This is a genomic window from Candidatus Nanopelagicales bacterium (assembly GCA_041393815.1).
Taxonomy (GTDB): domain Bacteria; phylum Actinomycetota; class Actinomycetes; order S36-B12; family JAWKJK01; genus JAWKJK01.
Genome location: JAWKJK010000003.1, coordinates 476,719 through 498,331 on the forward strand (window position 1 = coordinate 476,719; position 21,613 = coordinate 498,331).

Here is a 21,613-nt window from a genome sequence, read left to right on the forward strand (position 1 = left end):
GCTCCGCCTCCCGCGGCCCGTACCCCACGCGACCGTCACGTGCAGTCTGGCACTCGGGTCCGACGGCCGGGCCGGTCCGGTCGTTCCGGGTGCCGGGTCAGACCTCGGACCAGGCCCGAGCCAGGATCTGCCGCGTCTCCGACAGCAGCTGCGGCAGCGTCCGGGTGCGCCCGACCACCGGCATGAAGTTGGTGTCCCCGCCCCATCGGGGAACGACGTGCTGGTGCAGGTGGGCGGCGATGCCGGCACCGGCGACCGAGCCCTGGTTCATGCCGATGTTGAACCCGTGCGGGCCCGAGCACAGCCGCAGCGCGCGCATCGCGCGCTGGGTGAACGCCCCGAGCTCGGCCACCTCGGCGTCGTCGAGCTCGGTGTAGTCGGCGACGTGCCGGTACGGGCACACCATCAGGTGGCCGGAGTTGTACGGGTACAGGTTGAGCACGGCGAACACCCGCTCCCCGCGGGCCACGACGAGGCCCTCGTCGTCCGGGAGGGACGGGACCCGGCAGAACGGGCAGTCGGCCGCCTCCCCCGTCGACGGCTTGCTCTCCCCGAGGATGTACGCCATCCGGTGCGGGGTCCACAGCCGGTCCCAGCAGTCGCGCAGCCCGACCAGCTCGTCGGCGTCGTGGGTGCCTGGCGACGCGACGGGGTCAGTCGACGCGACGGGGCCGGGCGACGGCTGGTCGCCCGGCGGGGGGACAGCGTCGGCCACGGTCGCCCGCGTCAGACCTGGATCCGGCGCTCGACCGCGCCGACGACCTCGGCCACCGCCTCGTCGATCGGCACGCCGTTGCGCTGCTCGCCGTTGCGGTAGCGGAACGACACCGCGCCCTTGGCGACGTCGTCGTCGCCGGCGATGAGCATGTACGGCACCTTCTGCCGCTGCGCGTTGCGGATCTTCTTCTGCATCCGGTCGTCGGAGGAGTCCACCTCGACGCGGACCCCGGCGGCGCGCAGCCGGTCGGCGACGTCGCGCAGGTAGTCCACGTGCGCGTCGGTGATGGGGATGCCGACCACCTGCACCGGAGCCAGCCAGGGCGGGAACGCGCCCGCGTAGTGCTCCAGCAGCACGCCGAAGAACCGCTCGATCGACCCGAACAGGGCCCGGTGGATCATGACCGGCCGCTGCCGGGTGCCGTCGGCGGCCTGGTACTCCAGGTCGAACCGCTCCGGCAGGTTGAAGTCCACCTGGATCGTCGACATCTGCCAGGTGCGGCCGATGGCGTCCTTGGCCTGCACCGAGATCTTCGGCCCGTAGAACGCGGCCCCGCCCTCGTCCAGCACCAGGTCCAGCTGCTGCTTCTCCGCGGCCAGCCGCAGGGTTTCGGTCGCCTCCTCCCACGCCGAGTCCGTGCCGATGCTCTTCTCGGGGTCGCGGGTCGACAGCTCCAGGTAGAAGTCGTCCAGGCCGTAATCGCGCAGCAGGTCCAGCACGAACGTGAGCAGCCGGTCCAGCTCGTCGGCCATCTGCTCCTTGGTGCAGTAGATGTGCGCGTCGTCCTGGGTGAAGCCGCGGGCCCGGGTCAGGCCCTGCACCACCCCGGACTTCTCGTACCGGTAGACGGTCCCGAACTCGAACAGCCGCAGCGGCAGCTCCCGGTAGGACCGGCCGCGCGCGCCGAAGATCAGGTTGTGCATGGGGCAGTTCATCGGCTTGAGGTAGTAGTCCGCGCCCTGCCGGCGCACGTTGCCGTCGCCGTCCACGTCGGCGTCGAGGTGCATGGGGGGGTACATGCCCTCGGCGTACCAGTCGAGGTGGCCGGACTGCTCGAACAGCGCGCCCTTGGTGATGTGCGGGCTGTTGACGAACTCGTACCCGGCCTCCTCGTGCCGGCGGCGCGAGTAGTCCTCCATCACCCGGCGGACCACGCCACCCTTCGGATGGAAGACGGCCAGCCCGGAGCCGATCTGCTCGGGGAACGAGAACAGGTCGAGCTCGGCGCCGAGGCGGCGGTGGTCCCGCTTCTCGGCCTCCTCCAGGAACGTGAGGTACGCGCGCAGCTCGTCCTTGCTCGGCCACGCGGTCCCGTAGACCCGCTGCAGCTGCTCGTTGCGCTGGTCGCCGAGCCAGTACGCGGCGGCGGTGCGCATGAGCTTGACCGCGTTGGGGGCGATGTAGCGGGTGGTCGGGACGTGCGGGCCGCGGCACAGGTCTCCCCAGCAGCGCTCCCCCGACTTCCCGTCGAGATTGTCGTAGATGGTGAGCTCGGCCCCGCCGACCTCCATGACGTCGGCACCGCCCTCGGAGCCGATCAGGCGCAGCTTGTACGGCTCGCCGGCGAGCTCCTCGCGGGCCTCCGCGTCGCTGACGACGCGCCGGGAGAACCGCTGGCCCGACTTGAGGATCTCCTGCATCCGCTTCTCCAGGCGGGCCAGGTCGTCGGGGGTGAACGGGGTCTCGACGTCGAAGTCGTAGTAGAAGCCGTCCTTCACCGGCGGGCCGATGCCCAGCTTGGCCTCGGGGAAGAGGTCCTGCACGGCCTGGGCCAGGACGTGCGCCGTGGAGTGCCGCAGGACCGCCAGCCCCTCCGGGGAGTCCACCCGGACCGCCTCGACCACGTCGCCCTCGGCCAGCGGGGTGGCCAGGTCGCGCAGGTCGCCGTTGATCCGTGCGACGACGACGGCCCGGTCGGCCCCGACCACGTCGGCGGCCGTGACCCCCTCCGCCACGGCCTGCGACCGGGACTCCCCGGCGTCGAGCACGGTGATGGACAGGTCGGACACGGGGATGCTCCTCGGCTGGTGGACGGCGACGCCGATGGTATCGACGCACCCGGGCACTCCCCCAACGGCTTGTGGCCGGGTAGCGTCCGCGCCGTGAGTACCCGACGCCGGTCCGTGACAGTCCTGCTCGCCGTGCTGGGCCTGGGCGCGCTCGCCCTGGCCGCCTGTGCAGACGGGTCCGGTGCCGGCTCGCGGGACACCGCGAACGCCCCGCTGGAGCTCGAGGGGACCTCGTGGGTCCTGGTCGGGCGCGCCGGGGACTCCGGGACGGTCGACGCGGTGGCGGAACCGGCCGCCACCCTGCGGTTCGCCGCGGAGGGCGCGCTCAGTGGGTCGACCGGATGCAACCGGTTCGCCGGCACCTACACGCAGCAGGGAGCTGACGTCCGCATCGATCTCGGGCCGATGACGCTGGCCGGCTGCACCTCCGAGGAGCTCGACGCCCAGGAGCGGGCCGTCCTCGCCGCGCTGCCGAACGTGCGGACGGCCTTGGCCAGCGGCGGTCGACTGGACCTGGTCGACGCGGACGGCGCCGTCCTGTTGACGTACGCACCCGGCACCACCGACCTGGTCGGCACCTCCTGGGTGGCGACCGGGATCAACAACGGGGCGGGCGCGGTGGTGGGGACGGCGGACACCGGCAAGGTGACGCTGGCCTTCGGTTCCGACGGGACGGTGTCCGGCTCCGGCGGCTGCAACAGCTTCACCGGCCCCTACACGCTCGGCGGCCCGGACGAGCTGACCGTCGGTCCCGTCGCATCGACCATGAAGGCCTGTCAGCCCGAGAGCGTGATGGAGACCGAGGCGCAGTACTTCGCTGCCCTCGCGAAGGTCGTGCTGTACGAGGTGGACGGAAGCACGCTGACCCTGCGTGGCGAGGACGGCGCCGCCCAGGTCGTGCTTCGCAGCGCCTGAGAGGATCCGCGTCGGGACGCGAGGAGGCGCTGTGTCGCGACGGGTGGTCCCTCGAACCCGACCCCCGGGCCGGGCCCGACAGACCCAGGATGCCCCCCGCGGCCGTATCCGGGCAGCCCTCGCGCTCGCCGCGGCCGCGGTCGTGGCCGGGTCCGCCGCGCCCGCAGCGCTCGCCGGATCGCCGCCGCAGGCACGACCCATGGCGCTGCCGGTCGCCACTCCCCCACCGGTCGCGCTGTCGTTCACCCAGGTCGGCGCCGGGTTCGAGCAGCCGGTCCAGGTGCTGGCCGCGCCCGGGCGCCTCGCCCGGCTCTTGGTGGTCGAGCGCGCCGGCAGGGTGCGGGTCTTCCGACCCGGCACCGGCATCCAGTCTCAGCCCTACCTCGACCTCACGGCGCGCGTGCACTCCGAGGGGGGCGAGCAAGGCCTGCTGGGGCTGGCGTTCGACCCCCGCTTCCCCACGAACGGGTGGGTGTACGTGGCGTTCACCCGTGCCGACGGCGGCCTCGTCCTGGGGCGGCTGACGGTGCGGGACCGGCTGCGCAACCCGACCGCCGACCCGCGCACGCTACGCACGCTCCTCGTCGTCCCGCACCCCACGTTCACCAACCACAACGGCGGGAGCATCGCCTTCACCCGCAAGGGCTACCTCCTGCTCGGCACCGGTGACGGCGGCGGTGCCGGGGACCCGGGGGACAACGCGCGCAATCCCCGTTCCCTGAGCGGCAAGGTGCTGCGTCTCGACGTCGCCCGTCGGTGCCCGCCGAAGCCCTACTGCGTGCCGCCGTCGAACCCGTTCCGAGGCGGTGCCAAGGGCGCCCCCGAGGTGTACCTGTGGGGGCTGCGCAACCCCTGGCGGATGTCGGTCGACCCCGCCACGGGGGACCTGTGGGTGGGTGACGTGGGGCAGGGCCGATGGGAGGAGGTCAACCGGGTCCCCGGTGGCAGCCGCGGCCGCCAGCTGGCCTGGCCGTGCCTGGGGGGCGAGGAGCAGTTCGACGCCGCACGCTGCCCGTCACGGTTCGGACCGTCCCTGCTGCGCCCGACGGCGGTCTTCTGCCATCCGGACGGCGTGGAGGGGTGCGCCGCCGATCGGGCCGGCGAGTCGGTCACCGGGGGCTACGTCTACCGGGGTCGTGCGTTCCGGGACCTGCTCGGCGGCGCCTACGTCGCCGGGGACTTCGTGACCGGCAACGTCTGGACGGTCCGAGGCACGGCGGTCTCCCTCGTCGGATCACTCCCGGGTGTCACCTCGTTCGGCGAGGACCGGAGCAGGGAGCTATGGGCGGTCACCCTCGCCGGCGGCCTGCACCGGATGTCCGCGAGCGCGGGTCCCACGTAGCCCCCTTGGCCGCGCCCGTGACGCGGTCGTGCTCACGTGTGGCGGCTGCGACGGTCGTTGTCGTTACCCCCGTTCAGCCCGCGCTCGCCTCGGTGACCTCAGCAGGCGCGGGGAGGATCGCCTCGGCGTGGTGGGCCTGCCGGTAGGCCGCCTCGCCGCCGCGGACCCCGAACAGGTACTTCGTCCACACCAGCCAGGCAACCGCGGCCAGGTTGAACAGGAACAGGCCGACGTTGAACCAGGTGACGTGGTGCGCGATGTCCAGCACCTCGGTGGGCAGGAACACGCTGGTCGAGACCACCGAGAAGTACTCGCCCCAGCGCCGGCCGGACAGCAGCCCGAAGGACTCGGTCCCCAGTAGCACCGCGTACGCCACCAGCAGCCCCGAGGCGGTCACGTACGCCGACGGGCCTAGGTCGGCGACCCGCTCGGCCAGGGTGGACACCCAGGAGTGGTCCAGGTTCCACCCGATCTGCTCGGCGCCGGGCTGCAGTGCGGGCAGCTCGTCGCGGACGAAGTCGGCGAACCCCATGATGTGGTCCTGGTATCGCCACACCGCGAACGCCGCGGCGACGAAGACCAGGGCGCGCAGCGCCCGCTCGGCGGCCAGCACCTTGATGACGACCGCGTCGCGGATCTCGACCCCGCGCGGCACCCGCGGGGCGTCCGCGAGCGGACCGCTCGTGGTCGGTGGTCCGGGGACGTAGGCGCCGCAGCGCAGGCACCGCCACAGGTCGCCGGAATCGGTGCGGGCTCGTAGCGACGCGACGGCGGCATCGTCGTCCGTCGGCTCGTAGGTGACGTGCCCGTGCCGGGCGCAGCCGCGCAGGGACCAGTCGACTCCGCGGGTGCCGGTGGGTGCCTCGTCCATGACCGAGGCCACGCTACCGACCCGCTCGCCCCGTCCCGGCGGCGGCGCGTGGGGAGTCGCGCCGTTGCCGTTCCCCCGCGGTCACCGCACCGGTATCCGCGCCCGGGAGGGCCGTGCGGACAGTGCGGTCGCGGTGACCGTCACCGCACCACGCGCGCGCGGGCGAAGGCCGAGCCGGGCCCGACCGGAGCCGTCGGCGAGCACCGTGGTCGCGACGCCGGGGCCGCGCGCGGCGATCACGGCCCCTGCGGCCGGCAGCCCGAACTCGTCCCGGACGAGCACCCGTACCGTGACGGCTCGACCTGCGCGCAGGGTCTTCGGCAGGCCCGAGAGCCGCAGTCGCACGCCCGGGGCCGCGGTCACGGGTCGGCCGGCGAAGGTCAGCCCCGACGCATCGCCGCCCGTGCCGAGACGCAGTTGCCCCGTCGCCCCGGGCCGGGAGGCGAACGTGTACACGGCCACCGCGGTGTCGGTGCGCACGACCACCGAGGCCATGCCCGCGCCGGTGCCGGACAGCGACAGCGTCTGGCGGGTGCCTGGGACCACGTACGTCACAGGGCCCGACCCTCCTCCGGCCACGGTGAACGCGCCGCTGCCCTCCCCGGTGGTGAGGCGGACCGGGGAGTGGATCTCGACGACCGTGGTCGGCGGTGCGGCGCCGGGCACGCAGCGTCCGTAGGCCACCCGGGCGGCCCGGTCGACGACGCTCGGCGGGAGGGGTCCGCCGAGCCACCCGGTGTTCCCCAGTCCGGCGCCGGAGAGCAGGAACCCGTCCGTCGCGGGACCGTTCTCCGCCTCCCACTCGGTCAGGGTCGGGAGCCGGTCGAGACGGACCTGCCACTGCAACAGCCGGCCCTGCGGATCGATCGGCACCTGCCGGAAGGCGAGGACCAGGGTGGGGTAGTCCGACGGCAGCGCAGCCCCGCCGGCGAGGTGGCTGCGCAGCGGCCCGGGATTGCCCGCGGGGTAGAACGCCAGCGCGCCGGACCGGTTGTCGCGGGTGCGGATCGGGACGAAGTCGCCGGCCGGCAGCATCCGCTGCGGCCCGACGTCGTCACCGGCGCGATACCCCAGCCACCACTCCGTCAGCGTCGCCTGCAGGGACGCCGCCGAGATCGCGAACAACGGCGGCGCCGGTAGGCCCAGCCGCGCGGCGTTCTGCATCGGCGTGGTGATGTCGGGCGCGGAGGGGCCGGTCGTTGCGCCGGTCTGCCCGAGCCGTTCGACGTCCAGCGCGGTCACGTCGTCCTTCAGTCGCGCATGGAACAGGGCGGTGCCCGGCTCGCTGCCGAACATCACGGTGAAGTCCACCTCGCCCCGGCCGTCCGTGACCCGCTCGGCCCGGTCGCCGGCCGCGAACAACGGCCTGGCCGTGCCGGCGTCGCAGACGGCGATCCGCGGCGCCGGCTGGCTGCCCGGCGCCGCGCCGTCCCAGTAGGGGGCGTCCAGCTGTACGACACTCCCGGCCAGGGGGGACCCGCGGGCGGTGTGTGCCCGCACCGCACCGGCGCGCCAGACCAGTCCGGTGGCGGCGGCCGTGGTCCAGTCCAGCCCGGCGACCAGGTGGCTGCCCTCGATGTCGAAGTCGAGCTCCGCGACCGCTGCCCGGAAGTCGGCCCGGGCACCTCCCGACGGCAGCCGGACGACCCGGGACGCCGGGTCCCACGACCCCGACGGCGTCACGGTGTACGTGCCGATCGGAACGAGCGCCGAGTAGGCGCCGTGCTGGTCGGTTCGGACCGACCACGTCGAGCCTGCACCGCGCAGCACCACCGTGACCCCGCCGACGCCGTGGCCCTCGCGGTCGACGACCGTTCCCCACAGCACGGACCGACCCGAGGGCACCACTGCCACGAACCGACGGGCGACGGTCCCGCACGACTCCGTGGGGTCGCAGGGGCGCGGCACGGCCAGGAACGAGATCGTGACGGGGATCCAGTACGGGTCGCGGAAGTACTCGGACGCGATCGCACGATGCTGGCACACCGAGAGGACGGGCCCGGTCCCCGACTCACGGCACTGCGTCGACGGCAGCCAACCGCCCGACACCGGCGCGACGGCGAAGTAGCTGTGGCTGGTCGCCCGGACCCGCACGCTGAAGGTCTCACCCGGATGGATGACCGTGGGGGAGACCGACCAGCTGGCGCCGCCCATCAGGGCGGGGTCCGGGTCGAGGATGTCCGCGGGTGGCGGCGGGAGACCCCGGCCGGCATCCGATACCGCGGCAGCCTTTGCCGGCGCGCCACCGGGCGGGCCGTCCGACTCCCCCGCGGCAGACGAGGCTGGAACGACCGCCACTGCCACGGTCAGCCCGAGGGCGGAGGTCAGGGCCAGGGATCCGACGAAACGACGCATGACGGCACCCCCCGAGGGCAACTCTGCGGCTCCGACGCTACGGCGGCTCGCACGTGACCGTCCGGGCCAATGGTCCCGGAGGGAGAACGAGCGCATCACACCCGTCGAGGCCCCGCCGTCACCGATGGCCCATGTGGGCCGGTGGGCCCTGCAGCCGGTGGGCCCCGCGGCCCGGTGAGTCAGGGAGCGGTGATCGTGAAGGTGTCGCAGGCCAGCAACGGGTCGTCCCCGACTGTGCCGGCGTCGAACCCCGCAGCCAGCCAGCTGGTGCGCTGGTCCACCGTTCCGTGGTCGAAGGTGTCCGGGTCGACCGCCGATCCCTCCATCTGCGCGTCGAAGTCGTCGCCGACCTCGGCCAGGGTGAGCAGTGCGTCCTCGACGTCGCTCTCCTCGATGGGGAACTGCTCGGAGATGAAGGCCTGGGCGGACCACCACCCGGCGAAGCAGTCCGCCATGAGCTCGTTGCGGACGGAGGCGGCGTTGTCACTGCCGAACACCTGTGCCTGGTCGGCGAGGAAGACGTCGTCGATGCCGAGCAGGCTCTGCACGTGGTGGCCCCACTCGTGCGCGAGGACGATCACCCCCGAGTACGGGCCCTGGGCGCCCGCCTGCTCCCCGACGGAGACCATGAAGTCCCGCTGCAGGTAGATGGTCGCGTCGTCGGGGCAGTAGAAGGGCCCGTCGTCCGCGGTGGCCTTGCCACACGCGGTGTTCACCTTGGCGTCAAACACCTGGAGGTCCGGGGACTCGTAGGGGACGTCGTCGATCGGCAGCGCGTCACCCCAGGTCAGGTCCAGCGAGCCGACCGCGAGGTCCAGGTAGCAGCCGAGCGCGGCCTCGTACCCCTCGTCCACCGGGCAGCCGGCCGGGTCGAAGGCTCCCTGCTCGCCCGCGGCGGAGTCGTCCGCCGGCTCGTTGGCGGCGGCAACGTCCGCTGGCGCGGGGGACGACGCCGTGACCCCGCCGGTGTCGGGGCCGGTCGTCGACGACGCTGCCGGGGACCCGCAGGCGGCCAGCAGGAGCGCGCACAGCGACAGGAGCGGCACCTTCGGGTTCATTGCCGAACCGTAGGGCCTCCGCGGCGTCGGAGGGCCTCATGCGACGGTGGCCTGATTGTCGTGTCCTGGGTGGGCGATACAGGACTTGAAACTCTGTCGCCTGTACACTTGTGACCTGCGGGAACGCTTGTGGGACAGTCGGTTTCACCCCTCTCGGAGTGGACACCGATGGACACGAAATGACACGCTATGAGGGCTGAAGGGCACGGCCGTGCCCCCCGGGGCGATACAGGAATGGGGACTGTGTCATGGCGACGAAGGCGAAGCGGAGGGCACGTCGTGCCCCTGGCGCGGGGCGGCTGCGGCAGCTGCCCAGCGGTCGCTGGCAGGCCCGGTTCACCGGACCCGACGGCGTCATGCGCCCGGCCCGCGAGACGTACGACACCAAGATGGACGCGCAGGCGTGGCTGGAGAACCAGGCCCGCGACGTCGACCGCGGGGTGTGGGCACCGCCGGAGCCGACCGCCGACCGCGGCCAGACCCTGCGCGACTACTCCGCGTCCTGGCTGGCCGCCCGCGAGCTGAAGCCCTCGACCCGTGCCCTGTACCGCGACCTGCTCGACGAGCGGATCCTGCCCGACCTCGGCGACGTGGCCCTGGACCGGCTGACCTCGGCGACCGTGCGGACGTGGCACGCCCGGCTGCCCGCCGACGCGCCCACCGCGCGGGCGCACGCCTACTCGCTGCTGCGGTCGATCATGTCCACCGCGGTCGAGGACGACCTCGTCGCGGCGAACCCGTGCAAGGTCCGCGGCGCGGGCACCGCCCGGCGCAAGATCGACCCCCGGCCGGCCACCCTGCCCGAGCTGGAGGTCATCGTTGCCAACGTGCCCGACCGCTACCGGGCGATGGTGCTGCTCGCGGCCTGGTGCGGCCTGCGGTTCGGCGAGCTGACCGAGCTGCGCCGCGGCGACGTTGACACCAAGGCCGGTGTCCTGCGGATCCGCCGCGGGGTGTCCCGCGCCGGCGGCGAGTACGTCGTCGGGACCCCGAAGACCAGGGCCGGGGTCCGCGACGTGGCGATCCCGCCGCACCTGCTGCCCGCGGTCGGACACCACCTCGACGCGCACACCGGCCCGGAGCCGGACGCGCTGCTGTTCGGCGCGGCACGCCGCGGCGGCCACATGGCCCCCTCGGCCCTGTTCAAGGTCTACTACCCGGCCCGGGAGAAGGCCGGCCGCCCGGACCTCAGGTTCCACGACCTGCGCCACACCGGCGCGACCTTGGCCGCGGCGACCGGGGCCACCTTGGCCGAGCTGATGGCCCGGCTGGGCCACTCCACCCCGCAGGCCGCCATGATCTACCAGCACGCCGCCGCGGACCGCGACAAGGCGATTGCGGAGTCCCTGTCGGGCTTCGCCGGCGCCACCGTGGTGCCGCTGCGGCCGCGGAAGCAGCGCAAGGGAGCCTGAAGTGAGCCTGCACGACGACGCGGTCGAGCTGGAACGGGCCGCCATCGCCGGACTGCCCTTTGAGTCGGCCGGAGTCGAGGACACGCCCGAGAACCGGGCCGCCTGGGAGCGGATCAGCGCCGAGGTCGCGCTGATGCGGGAGAAGGGCGCGGTCATCGCCATCGACAGCGACATCCCGGACTACTCCGACGAACTGATCGACGCGCTGTTCCCGCGCGGTGGATGGCGCCGGAAGCCCGACGAGGACGCCGGCGCCGACTGATTGCACAGCCGGATTGCGGACTCAATCCTGGCCGTTCAGGCGAAGTGCTCAGTCCAGTTGTGGCCGTCCCAGAACCGCTGGCGTCCCGAGCCGTCGGGGTCCGGCCACCACCCTGCAGGCGGGGACTGCTGGGCGGGTCGGGCGGCTGAGATGTAGTAGTCGAGCCACTCGCCCTGCTCCCCGGTCAGCTCGACCACCGCGTACTTCTCGCCGTCGCGCATCTGTAGCGTCGCCCGAGCATCGCCGACGGTGCCGACTCGGAGGGCGGTCACGCTCACCGTCACACGCCGGGCCTCCGAAGCCGCCTGCACGATCAGACCGGGAGACGACCACGGCAGTTGCATCAGCGGTGTCTTGGCGAGGTGACCTCGGTGGGGGGTGACGCCTGCGTCGTCGGCGATCAGGACGCCGGACGCTCCCGGCGGCACCACGCCGACGTTGTTCGTCCCGATCTTGCAGTACAGGACCGCCCTGTCCACCGCGCCCGCCCCCCACATCTCCACCAGCCGACCGAGGCCATCGTGCCCGAACGGACCGTTTCGAGTCCCGGAACCCGGGCACGACGTCCTCGTCCCGCCCGGAGCCGCCCCCCGTCGGAGCCGGGCGGGACACCTTCCTGACTCCCGGGTCAGCAGTCGCCTACCCTCGTCCCGTGCGCGAGCGCCGCTGCCCCCACGACCAGGTCGTCCTCGACGTCCTCGGCGTCGAGCGTGGCCCCGACGGCCAGCCGGTGCGGGCGCGGTGGGCGTGCAGCTTCTGCGGGCGCAAGTAGCAGGTCGAGGCCCTCAGGGCCGCCAGGGCGGCCTGAGTCGCTCCCGCGACTGACGACACGCGACGCGGCCGGATACGGCTCCTGGGGCCGTTCTGGGGGCTTCTGGGGCAACTTTCGGCGGTTGGGGCCGGAATGCCGCCGGAATCGTTCCTGACCCGCGAGTCAGGAGAGGTGTGCGAGTTGCGCCTCTGCTTGCCCCGGGCTCGCCCCCAAGACCGCGAATCAAAGATCAACTTCCCCCTCGGGCGGGGCGGCCGCCGGTCAGCCTCTCGGCTGGTAGCCCCCAGCCACCGCCCCGCCCCCCCCAACCCATGAGGGGCTCCTCCCCTCCGGGGAACGAGTAGGACCCGGTGGGGAGGCTTGCCCCGGCCCTGGCCGTCGGCGTCGGGTCAGGGCCGGGAGTCTTGGCTAGCTGATCGCGGACACAATGACGCCGGTGGTGTCGCGCACCCCGATGTCGACGCGTGCCCGGATCCGCAGCACGACCTCGTCGTAGCTGAACCGGACGTCGGTGGACACGTCGACGACCGCGCCCATCGACTGCCCGACGACGACCTGCTCGGTGTCGACCAGGGCGAGCTTGGTGGCCGGCACGTTGGTGGACACGCTGACCGGGTAGCCGACCAGGGAGCGGCCGGGGCCGGCGCCCAGGCTGCCGAGCAGGTACTCCCCCGAGCCGGTGGCGGTCAGCGCCCGCACGGCGGCCCACACGGTGGGGTGCATGAACCAGCGGCCGGTGCCGGCGGGTCCGTCGTTGCCCTCGTAGGCGGTGACGATGTCGAGCAGGTCGTCGGCGGTGGGGGCGGTGGTGATGCTCGGCCCGGCGGTGCCGGCGCGGAGGAACCCGGTGAGGTTCTGGCCGGTGCCGTCGCCGTCGAGCATCTGCTTGTCCAGCGTCTCGGCCATCTGCTTGGTGAGGTCGGAGCCGAGGATGGCGCGCAGGTCGCCGGCGGAGTCGGCGAGCACCTCGCTGGACGCGGTGACGGTGGCGGCGAACTTCCGCGGCTCCAGCTCGACGTCGGCGAACACCGGCGCGGTGTCGCCGATGAGCGCGGACTCCGCGACGCCGGCGACGGTGGCCGAGGTGAGGATGCCGGGCACGGTGAGCTTGCCGCCCTCGCCGACGGGCAGGACGCGCACGCCGGAGGACAGGACGACGGACTCGGCGCGCAGCCGGTCCCAGAACTGCGACGACACCGGCGAGGGCATCGTGATGCCGGAGGTGTCGACGGCGCGCTGCTCGGTGGCCCAGGTGCGGATGTCGCCGCCGCTGGGGAAGGTGAAGGTGGTGGGGACGGGCATGTCGGGACTCCTCCCGGTGATGCCGGCCAGGGCGGCGACGGCCTCCTCGGTGCGCGTCTGCTGGCTGCGGACCTGTTCGATCCGCTCGTCGAGCAGGGCGAGCTCGTCGGTGGCGCGCGCGTAGCGGGACTCCTCGGGCGCGGTCAGGTTGCGGTGCTCCTGCTCGGCGCGGTCGAGCATGCGCTTGATGTCGCGCCACAGGGCGCGACGTTCGGCGACGAGGGTGTCGAGGTAGGGCATGGTGGCCTCCCGGCCAGGTGTGGACGGTGGTTGCGTTCCGCAGGGGCACCGGCGCGGCCACGGGGGCCGGGTGGTGGTCGTCCTGGGCATCGCGGACCCGGGTGCAGGTTGTGCGGCGCGGGAGGCGACATGTTCTGTTGTCGCCGAGCAGGATACCGACTCCTGACCCGGCGGTCAGTAGCGGTCGGGCGACACGCCGGGTCCGCGGTCAGTCGGCCGGCGTGTCGTCGACGAACCCGCCACCGGCGACCAGGCCCTGGACGAGCGCCGCCTGGGCGTCGGCCAGCCGGCGCTCGACGGCGGCGACCTGGTCGAGGATGGCGCTGGCGACGTCGGACACACCTGGCGCGGAGTCGACCATCAGGGCGCCGAGCCGGTGGATGTGCTCGGCGAATGCGGCCCGCTGGCCCGGCGTCAGCCGCAGCAGGGCGCGGTCGAGGTCGTCGAGCTGGCCGCCGGTCACCGCAACCACCGCCGGACCAGCGCGGCGGTGACAACGGCGACCGACGTCCCGGCGGCCACGCCGGTGAGGACGGCGGCGGTCACGACGCCGGCTCCGCGAGCGCGACGTCGACCGCGCCGCAGCCGCCGGACTCGGGCGGGCAGATCGTGATGCGCCACCGCCCCTCGGCGCTGGCGTCCAGCGGCGGCCGGCCGCAGCCGGGGCGGTGCCGGCGCGGGTCGGACAGGCCCCGCAGGTTGGGCGAGTCGGTCACGGTGGTCCTCCTGGGTCGGGTCGCGGCGGTGCGCCGGCGACGTGGCGGGCGGTTCGGCTGCTGGCGGGTGCGTCGGGGCATCAGGGCTCCTTGTCGAGGACGTGGGCGAGTCGCTCGGCCTGTTGCTGCTCCCACAGCTGGGCTTCCGAGCACCAGAAGGTGTGCCGGTCGGCGACCGGGACGAGGTAGGCGACCAGGCCGTGGCCGGAGTCGACCGGGGTGGAGCAGGCGCACCAGACGGGGCCGGGTGCCAGCCCGGAGTCGCGGGGCGCGGGGCGGCTCACGGTCGCCCCCCGCACTCGCTCGGCACGTTGAACAGCTCCTCGTCGACCACCTCGACGTCGAGGACGTCGGGGTCGTGGGCGTACGCCGACCGCGGGCCGTCGGCGCCGGCCACCTCGGCCGCGAGGTCGGCCATCGCTCGCAGGGCCGGGTCGGAGGGGGCGGGGGTGCCGGCGACCGGGCGGACGACGAGGTCGACGGGGTCGGCCGGCGGCGGCTCTGCCGACGCCTCGGGGGGTGTCTCCGAAGTGTGGGTTGCCTCCCCGTATCCCTCGTCGTCTGACGTCTCAGGACCCGCATTACTGGGGGGGTTGGGGGGGTGGTCCCTACGTTTCGGAGACACCCCCCGGGCTGAGATGTCAGCGAGGGCGATGACGGCGGCCACGTCGGTGTCGAGCGGCGGCGAGAGCTGCCAGTCCCGCTTCACCCCGACCAGGGCGGCGTCGTCGTCGTCGAGGTAGGTGTCCTCCACCGGGCAGGCCGCCAGACGCACCGCGCGCAGGTCGCTCAGGGCGCGTCCGGTGACCCCCTTGTCCAGCCCGGCCCGGTCGGCGACCTCGCGGACCCCGAGCGGTTCGCCGTCGGCCAGCACCCGCAGCACCGCGGTCCGGGCGGTCGGGACGGTGTCCAGGGCGCACCGGGCGGCGAGCGCGACGGCGTGGTCGCGGTCGACCCCGACGGCGAGCAGGGCTCGGGTCAGCGCGTGCAACTGGGCGACGAGCCGGTGCGGCTCCTCGACGACGGGGACGCCGATGATCTCCCGCCGGCCGTACCCGTCGCGGGGCACCGACCCGCGTGCCGCGGCGGCAACCACGGCGGCGGTGCCGAGGACGTCGAGGGCGTCGTCGTCGAGGTCGATGTCGGCGACCCGCTCCCGGCCGCGCCGGACCACCTCCGCGGCCAGCGCCCGGGCTCGGGCTCGCAGGGCGGCGAGGTCGTCGGTGCGCCGGCGTGCCCGCCGCTTGCGGGTGCCGGCGTCGGCCTCCGGCATGCGGAAGTACAGCCACCGCGGCCCGAGGGCGTCGGAGTGTGCGGCGTAGTCGTCGATGGACGGGGTGACCGCCGCGAGCACCGACAGCCGCCCCGACCAGCGCAGCGGCCCGGGCGCGTTGCCGAGGTCGCGGGTCAGGGACCCGTCGTAGATGCGGCGCAGGGAGGCGAACAGCTGGTCCCGACCGCCGCGGTCGGAGGTGGCGAGCACGGTCGAGAAGTCGCCGACGGTGAGCAGGCCGCGGTCGCCGATGCGGGTCAGCACCCCGACGGGCTTGGGCGTCTTGTGCTTGGACCACGACAGCAGCGCGGCGGCGGTCAGCTCGTCGACCCGGTCGTCGGTGACGTCGTCGAGCATGCGGACCCGCTCGGTCTTGCCGCCGGACGGGGGTCCCACGAGCATCCCCCACAGCGGCTCCCCGGCCCGGTCCTGCGACGCCACCGCGACCCCGAGGGCGAACAGGGTGGGGCCGGTGTCGGGCTCGTCGAGCCACCCCGCCTGGAGGGCGAGCAGGGCGGTCAGCGGGTCGTCGTCGTCCAGCAGGACGACGGGGTCGTCGTAGCCGGGTCCGAGCCGGTCACGTCGGGCGGCGACCTCCTCGTCGGTGTGCGCCGCAGACTGCCCGACGGCCCACGCGACCAGGCCGTCCCACTCGCCGCTGTCGGGCTCGGTACGGGCACCTGCCCCGCGGCCGGGTCCGGTGAACGCGGCGGCGAACCAGGCGTGCAGCTCCTCCACGGCGGTACGGGCCGGGTACAGGCCGGCGCGTGCATCGTCGAGCACCCACGGCAGCACGGTGGCGGCGGTGTCGTGGATGGACTCCCCGGCGTCGGTGGCGTTCTTCGCCTTGCCGAGCGCGACGTCGAGCAGGGCACGGCCCCGGCGACCCAGCTCGCGGTCGTGGGCGGCCAGGAACGACTCGACCTCGGCGTCGGTCGCGGCGTCGGCCGGACCGCTGTCCCGCTGCGGGAGGGCGTCGTCGAGGTCGGCCGGCAGGTCCGGCAGCACCCCGCCGCGGACCCAGGTGTACGCACCGCCCGCGGAGTGCTCGGTCGGGGCTGCGACGATCACGCCGTTGGTGCCGCGAACCTCGCCCCACGGGCCGCGCAGCTTGCCCTTGCCGTTGCCGATGACGCGGCCCGCCGGCCGGGCGAACAGGTAGTGACCGCGCACCTGCGCGGACTCCCGCGACCGCTGCCACGGGGCGTCGGCCAGCGCCGCCCGCAGCGGCTCGGGCACCACCGCGACGTCGTCGGTGTCGACGTCGAAGGCGACCGCACCGGACCGGCCGACGTGCAGGAACAGCCCGTGCGGCGACCCGGCGAACCAGGCGGCGATCATGTCCGGCTCGCGGGACGTCTTCGCCGGCCAGCCGGTGCCGAGCACCGAGCCGGGGTGCTTGGTCGTCATGTCCAGCGGCCCGACGTACCAGCCGGCCTTCGCGTACGCGAACGCGGCGGTGAGGACGTCGACGTCGTCGGGCAGCTCGGGGATGTGCAGGCCGGTCACGACGACCACCGCCCCGACAGGTCGGTGCCGGCGGGGTACACCGCCGCGCCGAGCGCGACGACGCGCCACGGCCGGCCGGGGCCGTCGCGGTGCTCGACGGTCTTGCCGAACGTGTAGCGGGTGCTGGTCGGGGACACGGTGACCCGGTAGTGCGAGTAGTCGCCGCAGGTGTCGACGTACTCGGCGAGCAGGTCGATCTCGGCCGGGTAGGCGGCCCGCCGGTAGTGCGGGGCGTACGGGTGGTCGTCGAACCACCGCGCGTCGGCCTCGGTGATGTCGTCCAGGGCGGTGCCGAGCATGTCGGTCAGGTCGACGCGGCTCACCCGGCCACCGCCTCGGCCGACTCGTACAGCCGGTCGCCGGCGGCCAGCAGCGCGGCGGCAACCCGGCCGCGGTCCTCCTGGCCGGCGGCCTCGGCCGCGGCCTTCAGCTCGTCGAGGGCGGCACCGACGCCCCGGACGGCGGCGGCGAGGTCGGACGGCGGGCTACCCTTGCTGCCAGGTCCCCCGACCTGTCCGGCCCCGTCGTTCGCGGCGGGGCCGCGGTCGTTGTCGGTGCTCACGCCGCACCCCCGGCCGGGATGCGCCGGCCGAGCCGCGCCAGGTCATCGGGCCTGATGCGGATCAGCTGCGGCCCGAGCCGGTACGCCGGCAGGGACCCGTCGCTGATCCGCCGGCGCACGGTGCGCTGGTGTACGCCGAGGATCTCGGCGGCCTGACGGATCGTCAGGTAGTCGTTGGGGACGTTCACGTTCGCTCCCGGGGTGGGGAGCGCGGCCTACGGTCGGGCGTCGAGGATGCGGCGGCTACTGCCGGGCGTGAGTCGGGTCGGGGCTACGCCGCGAGCGCCCGCGAGGTCGCGCCGGTCTGGCACGCCTTCGCGGGCGTCGAGGTGGGGCCACGCCAAGAGACAGGACCCTGCTGCTCGGCGGACTCCAGCGGCGGCGGGTCGACCGCCAGGGGCTCTGTGAACACGGCCCACGCCGGAGCGGGCTCGGCGGCCAGCCGGGCGAGGATGGCCGGCGGCACGACGACCGGCCGGGTCAGACGCAGTCGGGGCGCGGGCGACCCGGTGGCGGACTCGACTGCCTCGGCGATCCGGCGCTGCTGGGCCTGGCCGCGGCGGCGGCTCCACACCGGGGTGCGGGCCTCGGCCGCGCGCTGCCGGCGGGCTTGCTTGCGGCGACGTGCGAGGTCAGCACGCAGCCGCTCACGCGCCGTCGCCTGGACCTCCATGCCAGCCAAAGTTACACGGCTGTCATTCGGTGGACAAGGGGTGGCCCGACGAGGGGCACGACGAGGGGCACGCGGCCCCCTTCAACGACGAAACCCCTTGCGCTGCAAGGGGTTTCAGGGTGGGCGATACAGGACTTGAACCTGTGACCCCTCGCGTGTGAAGCGAGTGCTCTAACCACTGAGCTAATCGCCCGTGCTGCGGCGACAGACCATACCCCATCGGAGAAGGGCGAACGAAAACGCGGCGCGGCCTCGGGCCCCGCTCACCCGGGCAGCCAGGACGTCACCCCGTGCAGCGACAGGCCGTACGTCGCCACGTACCACCCGCCGGCCGCGAGCACGGCGACGACGACGACGCCGAGCAGCACCAGGTTGCGTCGCCGGACCGCCGGGTCGAGGGCCTTGCGGGCCGCGGCCGACGCCCAGCGGCGGACCGGCTGCAGCAGCCGGTGGGCCCAGGCGTACTCCGAGGCCAGCACCACCAGGCCGAGGATGATCGCGCCCCAGCCGGGCCCGGGGAGAACCAGCATGACCACACCGGCGAGGATCAGCCCGACACCGAGGAGCAGCACGGCGGCCTGCCAGACGACGTGCGTGGTGCGTCTCTGCCGGGCCCAGTGGCGCAGCCGGAGGTGCGGCGGCAGAACGCGATCGACGGCCTCGTCGAACGTCTCGACGACCTCCTCCGCCGCGCGCTCGACGGGACCGTCCTCCTCGGGTGTCACACCTCACACGCTAACCAGGGGTGGGAGTTGCGACCACCGGGCACACGGTGCGGTGAAGGAGGCGCCATGTCCGCACCGTCCCCGGGGCCCGTCACGTCCGACCTGGTCCTGCGCCTTCTGCTGCCCGAGGACCGGGTAATGCAGGTCCCCTGCCGGGTCGGCTACGACCCGGCCGCCCCGTACGAGGTGTCCGCGACCTTCGCGACCACCGAGGGCGACGTGGCGTGGGTCCTCGCCCGCGACCTGCTGCGCGCCGGGCTCGATGCGCCGGTCGGCGAGGGCGACGTCGTCGTGTGGCCGTCACGCGGCCCGGACGGCCCCCAGGTGTGCCTGACGCTGTCCTCCCCCAGCGGGCGGGCACTGCTCGAGGCCGAGCGCGGTGAGGTGGAGGAGTTCCTGCGCCGGACCGACGAGGCCGTTCCTCCCGGGTCGGAGTCGGAGTTCCTGGACCTCGACGCCGTGGTGAGCCGGCTGCTGGACGCCGGAGAGGCGCCGTACGTCTGAGACGTGCCCTGGCCGTCAGGGCGCGCCGGTGTAGACCTCTCCGCCCACGACGGTCGTCGACACCGGCCGGCCGCCGAGGTGGGCGACGACATCTGCCTCGTGGGCCGCATCCAGCACGGCCAGATCCGCCTTGGCCCCCGGGCGCAGGTGACCGACGTCGTCGCGCCGCAGGCTGTGCGCGGCACCCAGGGTGGCCGCGCGGAACGCCTCGTCCACGGACAGCCCCATCGCCAGGCAGGCCAGCTGGATGGCGTACGGCATCGACTCGCACCAGGAGGTGCCCGGGTTGGTGTCGGTGGCCAGCGCCAGCTCGACGCCGGCTCCCTTGAGGACCGCGGCATGCCCCCACGCCTGGCTGCGCAGGCTGAGGGTCACCGTGGGCAGCAGGACGGCGACCACGTGGGCGGCCGCCATCGCGGCGGCGTCGTACGGCGACACGTGCTCGAGGTGGTCCGCACTGGCGCAGCGCATCTCGGCCGCCAGTCGGGCGGCCCCGGTGTGTGCGATCTCCTCCGCGTGCAGCCGCAGGCCGAGCCCGGCGTCGCGGCCGGCGTGCAGGATCCGCCGGGCCTCGTCGACGGTGAACACGCCCTGGTCGCAGAACACGTCGACCCACTGCGCGCCCTCGACCGCGGCCGCCGGGATGGTCGCGATGACCTCGTCGACGTAGGCATAGCGGCTGACGCCCTCCGGGACGACGTGCGCGCCGAGGTAGGTCCGCTCGATCCGCAGCGGCGTCCGGGCACCCACCTGGCCGGCGATGCGCAGCAGCCGCAGCTCCTGCTCCGGCGTCAGGCCGTACCCGGTCTTGATCTCCATCGTCGTGGTGCCGTGCCGCAGCGCCTCGTGCGCTCGGGCGACGGCCAGGTCCAGCAGCTCCTCGTCCGATGCGGCGCGGGTCGCCTCGACGGTGACGCGGATGCCGCCGCCGTCGTAGCGCTGCCCCGCCAGCCGGGCGACGAACTCGTCGCGCCGGCTGCCGGCGTAGACCAGGTGCGTGTGCGCGTCGACGAAGCCGGGGACGACGCAGGCTCCGTCGACGTCCAGCTCGGGGACGTCGGGGATATCGGCCGGCAGCTCGGCCTCCGAGCCCACCCAGGTGACCGTGCCGTCCACCGCGAGCAGCGCGGCCTCGGTGATCGGCTCCCCCACCATCGGCAGGAGCCGGCCGATCCCGGTCACCAGCAGGCTGGACACGGTCCGGAATCTACGCTGGCGCACGTGGCGAAGAAGGCGCAGAAGCACAAGTCGGGAAAGGCCGATCGGAAGGCACGGGTCGGTCTCGACCCGGTGGCGGACGGCGTCGTCGCGCTGCACCAGCTGGGCGCCCTGTTCCCCGAACGGGTCGACGGACTTGTCGACGACTACCTGTCCGGTGGTGCGGGCGACGAGAACACGTTGCGCTGGAACGAGGAACGCTGGTCGGCTCTACGGCTGGCCCCGCGCTGCCTGGTCGGAGTGGCCGAGCTGGACACCTCGGTCGAGGTCCTGGGCCGGCGCTGGCCGCACCCGGTCGCGCTCGCGCCCACGGCCACGCACGTGCGCTACCACCCCGAGGCTGAGGTGGCCACCGTGCGCGGGGCCGCGGGGGCAGGCGCGACGTACGTGCAGAGCACTCTCGGGTCGCTGCCGGTCGCGCAGGTCGCCACGGCCGCGGCCGAGGCCGGGGCGCACTGGTGGCTGCAGGCGTACGTGCAGAGGGACCGGTCGTACAGCGCGGACCTGGTCCGCCGGGCGGTCGCTGACGGAGCGGAGGCCGTGGTGCTCACGGTGGACACACCGTGCCTGGGGGCGCGGGACCGGGACCGGCGGGACAACCTCGGTGCGGCCCGCGGGGTGACCTATCCGAACCTCGCCGACCTCGCCCCCGACCCGGACCCGCTCCCGCCGCACCGGAGGATCTGGAACCCGCACCTGGCCAACGACCTGACCTGGGACGACGTGACGTTGCTGGCGGAGGTCGCGGCTCCGGCGCCGGTGCTCGTGAAGGGGGTGCTGCGCGCCGACGACGCGCGGCGAGCGGTCGAGCACGGCGCGGCGGGTGTGCTGGTGTCCAACCACGGCGCGCGCAACCTGGACACGGTTCCGGCGACCGTGGACGCGCTGCCGTGGGTCGTGGAGGCCGTCGAGGGCCGGGTGCCGGTGCTGGTGGACGGCGGGATCCGCCGTGGCACGGACGTCGCCAAGGCGCTGTGCCTGGGTGCGTCCGCGGTCATGATCGGCCGGCCGTACGTGTGGGGCCTGGCCGCGTACGGGGCCGCCGGGGTGCGGCACGCGGTCGAGATCCTGGTGGCCGAGCTGGAGATGGCGATGGCCCTGCTCGGCTCGCCGACCACCGCCGACCTCATCCCCGACCGTCTCTGGCAGGACTGACCGCTCCCGCCCCCCGCGCATC

General features: G+C 73.9%; 23 protein-coding genes and 1 tRNA gene. 6 read left to right on the plus strand and 18 right to left on the minus strand.

Translation table 11 applies throughout. From position 1 onward, the window contains the following. Positions 1-97: 97 nt before the first annotated feature. A complete protein-coding gene (locus R2737_11835) occupies positions 98-715 on the minus strand; it encodes an HIT domain-containing protein (GenBank protein ID MEZ5116948.1) in 618 nt (205 codons plus the stop codon). A gap of 11 nt (positions 716-726) precedes the next feature. Continuing rightward, positions 727-2,727, minus strand: a complete 2,001-nt coding sequence (gene thrS, locus R2737_11840) for a threonine--tRNA ligase (GenBank protein MEZ5116949.1) — start codon at positions 2,725-2,727, stop codon at positions 727-729. Between the two features lie 93 nt (positions 2,728-2,820). On the opposite strand from thrS, the gene R2737_11845 reads away from it, so the two are divergent. Both R2737_11845 and R2737_11850 read left to right on the plus strand, forming a co-directional pair. Further along, positions 2,821-3,642: an META domain-containing protein gene (locus R2737_11845; protein ID MEZ5116950.1), complete on the plus strand. Its 822-nt coding sequence runs from the start codon at positions 2,821-2,823 to the stop codon at positions 3,640-3,642. 199 nt (positions 3,643-3,841) lie between these two features. Then, complete coding sequence (locus R2737_11850; GenBank protein MEZ5116951.1) at positions 3,842-4,984, plus strand: PQQ-dependent sugar dehydrogenase; 1,143 nt, start codon at positions 3,842-3,844, stop codon at positions 4,982-4,984. Positions 4,985-5,057: 73 nt separating this feature from the next. Here the strand turns inward: R2737_11850 and R2737_11855 are convergent, their stop codons facing one another. The 3 genes from R2737_11855 to R2737_11865 all read right to left on the minus strand — a co-directional run bounded on the left by R2737_11855 (position 5,058) and on the right by R2737_11865 (position 9,268). After that, the gene (locus tag R2737_11855; GenBank protein MEZ5116952.1) at positions 5,058-5,855 is read right to left on the minus strand and encodes a DUF2127 domain-containing protein; all 798 of its coding nucleotides are present in this window, start codon (positions 5,853-5,855) and stop codon (positions 5,058-5,060) included. A gap of 81 nt (positions 5,856-5,936) precedes the next feature. Then, the gene (locus R2737_11860; GenBank protein MEZ5116953.1) at positions 5,937-8,210 is read right to left on the minus strand and encodes an Ig-like domain-containing protein; all 2,274 of its coding nucleotides are present in this window, start codon (positions 8,208-8,210) and stop codon (positions 5,937-5,939) included. A 179-nt stretch (positions 8,211-8,389) separates the two neighbouring features. Further along, positions 8,390-9,268 (minus strand): neutral zinc metallopeptidase, encoded by an 879-nt coding sequence (locus R2737_11865; protein MEZ5116954.1) that lies wholly within the window; start codon positions 9,266-9,268, stop codon positions 8,390-8,392. A gap of 248 nt (positions 9,269-9,516) precedes the next feature. Between R2737_11865 and R2737_11870 the strand changes: the two genes are divergently transcribed. Next, the gene (locus R2737_11870) at positions 9,517-10,680 is read left to right on the plus strand and encodes a site-specific integrase (protein MEZ5116955.1); all 1,164 of its coding nucleotides are present in this window, start codon (positions 9,517-9,519) and stop codon (positions 10,678-10,680) included. A 1-nt stretch (position 10,681) separates the two neighbouring features. Next, positions 10,682-10,942: a hypothetical protein gene (locus tag R2737_11875; protein ID MEZ5116956.1), complete on the plus strand. Its 261-nt coding sequence runs from the start codon at positions 10,682-10,684 to the stop codon at positions 10,940-10,942. A gap of 35 nt (positions 10,943-10,977) precedes the next feature. Here R2737_11875 and R2737_11880 read toward each other — a convergent pair whose 3' ends face one another. From R2737_11880 to R2737_11935, 12 genes are all read right to left on the minus strand, one after another. Beyond that, positions 10,978-11,421 (minus strand): DUF2510 domain-containing protein, encoded by a 444-nt coding sequence (locus R2737_11880; GenBank protein ID MEZ5116957.1) that lies wholly within the window; start codon positions 11,419-11,421, stop codon positions 10,978-10,980. 701 nt (positions 11,422-12,122) lie between these two features. Further along, positions 12,123-13,256, minus strand: coding sequence for a phage major capsid protein (locus tag R2737_11885; GenBank protein ID MEZ5116958.1), 1,134 nt, complete (start codon positions 13,254-13,256; stop codon positions 12,123-12,125). Positions 13,257-13,464: 208 nt separating this feature from the next. After that, positions 13,465-13,728: a hypothetical protein gene (locus R2737_11890; GenBank protein MEZ5116959.1), complete on the minus strand. Its 264-nt coding sequence runs from the start codon at positions 13,726-13,728 to the stop codon at positions 13,465-13,467. Between the two features lie 70 nt (positions 13,729-13,798). Continuing rightward, positions 13,799-13,972, minus strand: a complete 174-nt coding sequence (locus R2737_11895) for a hypothetical protein (GenBank protein MEZ5116960.1) — start codon at positions 13,970-13,972, stop codon at positions 13,799-13,801. Between the two features lie 80 nt (positions 13,973-14,052). After that, positions 14,053-14,256, minus strand: a complete 204-nt coding sequence (locus tag R2737_11900; GenBank protein ID MEZ5116961.1) for a hypothetical protein — start codon at positions 14,254-14,256, stop codon at positions 14,053-14,055. Continuing rightward, on the minus strand, positions 14,253-16,754 hold the full coding sequence (locus R2737_11905; protein MEZ5116962.1) for a bifunctional DNA primase/polymerase: 2,502 nt from the start codon (positions 16,752-16,754) through the stop codon (positions 14,253-14,255). Before R2737_11905 ends, R2737_11900 begins: the two co-directional genes overlap by 4 nt. Continuing rightward, the gene (locus R2737_11910; GenBank protein ID MEZ5116963.1) at positions 16,751-17,077 is read right to left on the minus strand and encodes a hypothetical protein; all 327 of its coding nucleotides are present in this window, start codon (positions 17,075-17,077) and stop codon (positions 16,751-16,753) included. Before R2737_11910 ends, R2737_11905 begins: the two co-directional genes overlap by 4 nt. After that, positions 17,074-17,316 carry a hypothetical protein gene (locus R2737_11915; protein ID MEZ5116964.1) on the minus strand — a complete coding sequence of 81 codons (243 nt, stop codon included), beginning with the start codon at positions 17,314-17,316 and terminating at the stop codon, positions 17,074-17,076. The genes R2737_11910 and R2737_11915 overlap by 4 nt, the downstream gene beginning before the upstream one ends. Beyond that, the gene (locus R2737_11920) at positions 17,313-17,504 is read right to left on the minus strand and encodes a helix-turn-helix domain-containing protein (GenBank protein ID MEZ5116965.1); all 192 of its coding nucleotides are present in this window, start codon (positions 17,502-17,504) and stop codon (positions 17,313-17,315) included. The genes R2737_11915 and R2737_11920 overlap by 4 nt, the downstream gene beginning before the upstream one ends. A gap of 83 nt (positions 17,505-17,587) precedes the next feature. Continuing rightward, the gene (locus R2737_11925; GenBank protein MEZ5116966.1) at positions 17,588-17,989 is read right to left on the minus strand and encodes a hypothetical protein; all 402 of its coding nucleotides are present in this window, start codon (positions 17,987-17,989) and stop codon (positions 17,588-17,590) included. Between the two features lie 120 nt (positions 17,990-18,109). After that, a tRNA-Val gene (locus R2737_11930) sits at positions 18,110-18,182 on the minus strand. 70 nt (positions 18,183-18,252) lie between these two features. Next, a complete protein-coding gene (locus R2737_11935; GenBank protein MEZ5116967.1) occupies positions 18,253-18,714 on the minus strand; it encodes a PGPGW domain-containing protein in 462 nt (153 codons plus the stop codon). Between the two features lie 66 nt (positions 18,715-18,780). Between R2737_11935 and R2737_11940 the strand changes: the two genes are divergently transcribed. Then, positions 18,781-19,218 carry an SsgA family sporulation/cell division regulator gene (locus tag R2737_11940; protein ID MEZ5116968.1) on the plus strand — a complete coding sequence of 146 codons (438 nt, stop codon included), beginning with the start codon at positions 18,781-18,783 and terminating at the stop codon, positions 19,216-19,218. A 15-nt stretch (positions 19,219-19,233) separates the two neighbouring features. Here the strand turns inward: R2737_11940 and hutI are convergent, their stop codons facing one another. Further along, entirely contained in the window at positions 19,234-20,415 is a 1,182-nt protein-coding gene (gene hutI, locus R2737_11945; GenBank protein MEZ5116969.1) for an imidazolonepropionase, read from the minus strand. Positions 20,416-20,439: 24 nt separating this feature from the next. Here hutI and R2737_11950 point away from each other — a divergent pair, with 24 nt between their 5' ends. Continuing rightward, on the plus strand, positions 20,440-21,591 hold the full coding sequence (locus R2737_11950) for an alpha-hydroxy acid oxidase (GenBank protein ID MEZ5116970.1): 1,152 nt from the start codon (positions 20,440-20,442) through the stop codon (positions 21,589-21,591). Positions 21,592-21,613 lie beyond the last annotated feature (22 nt).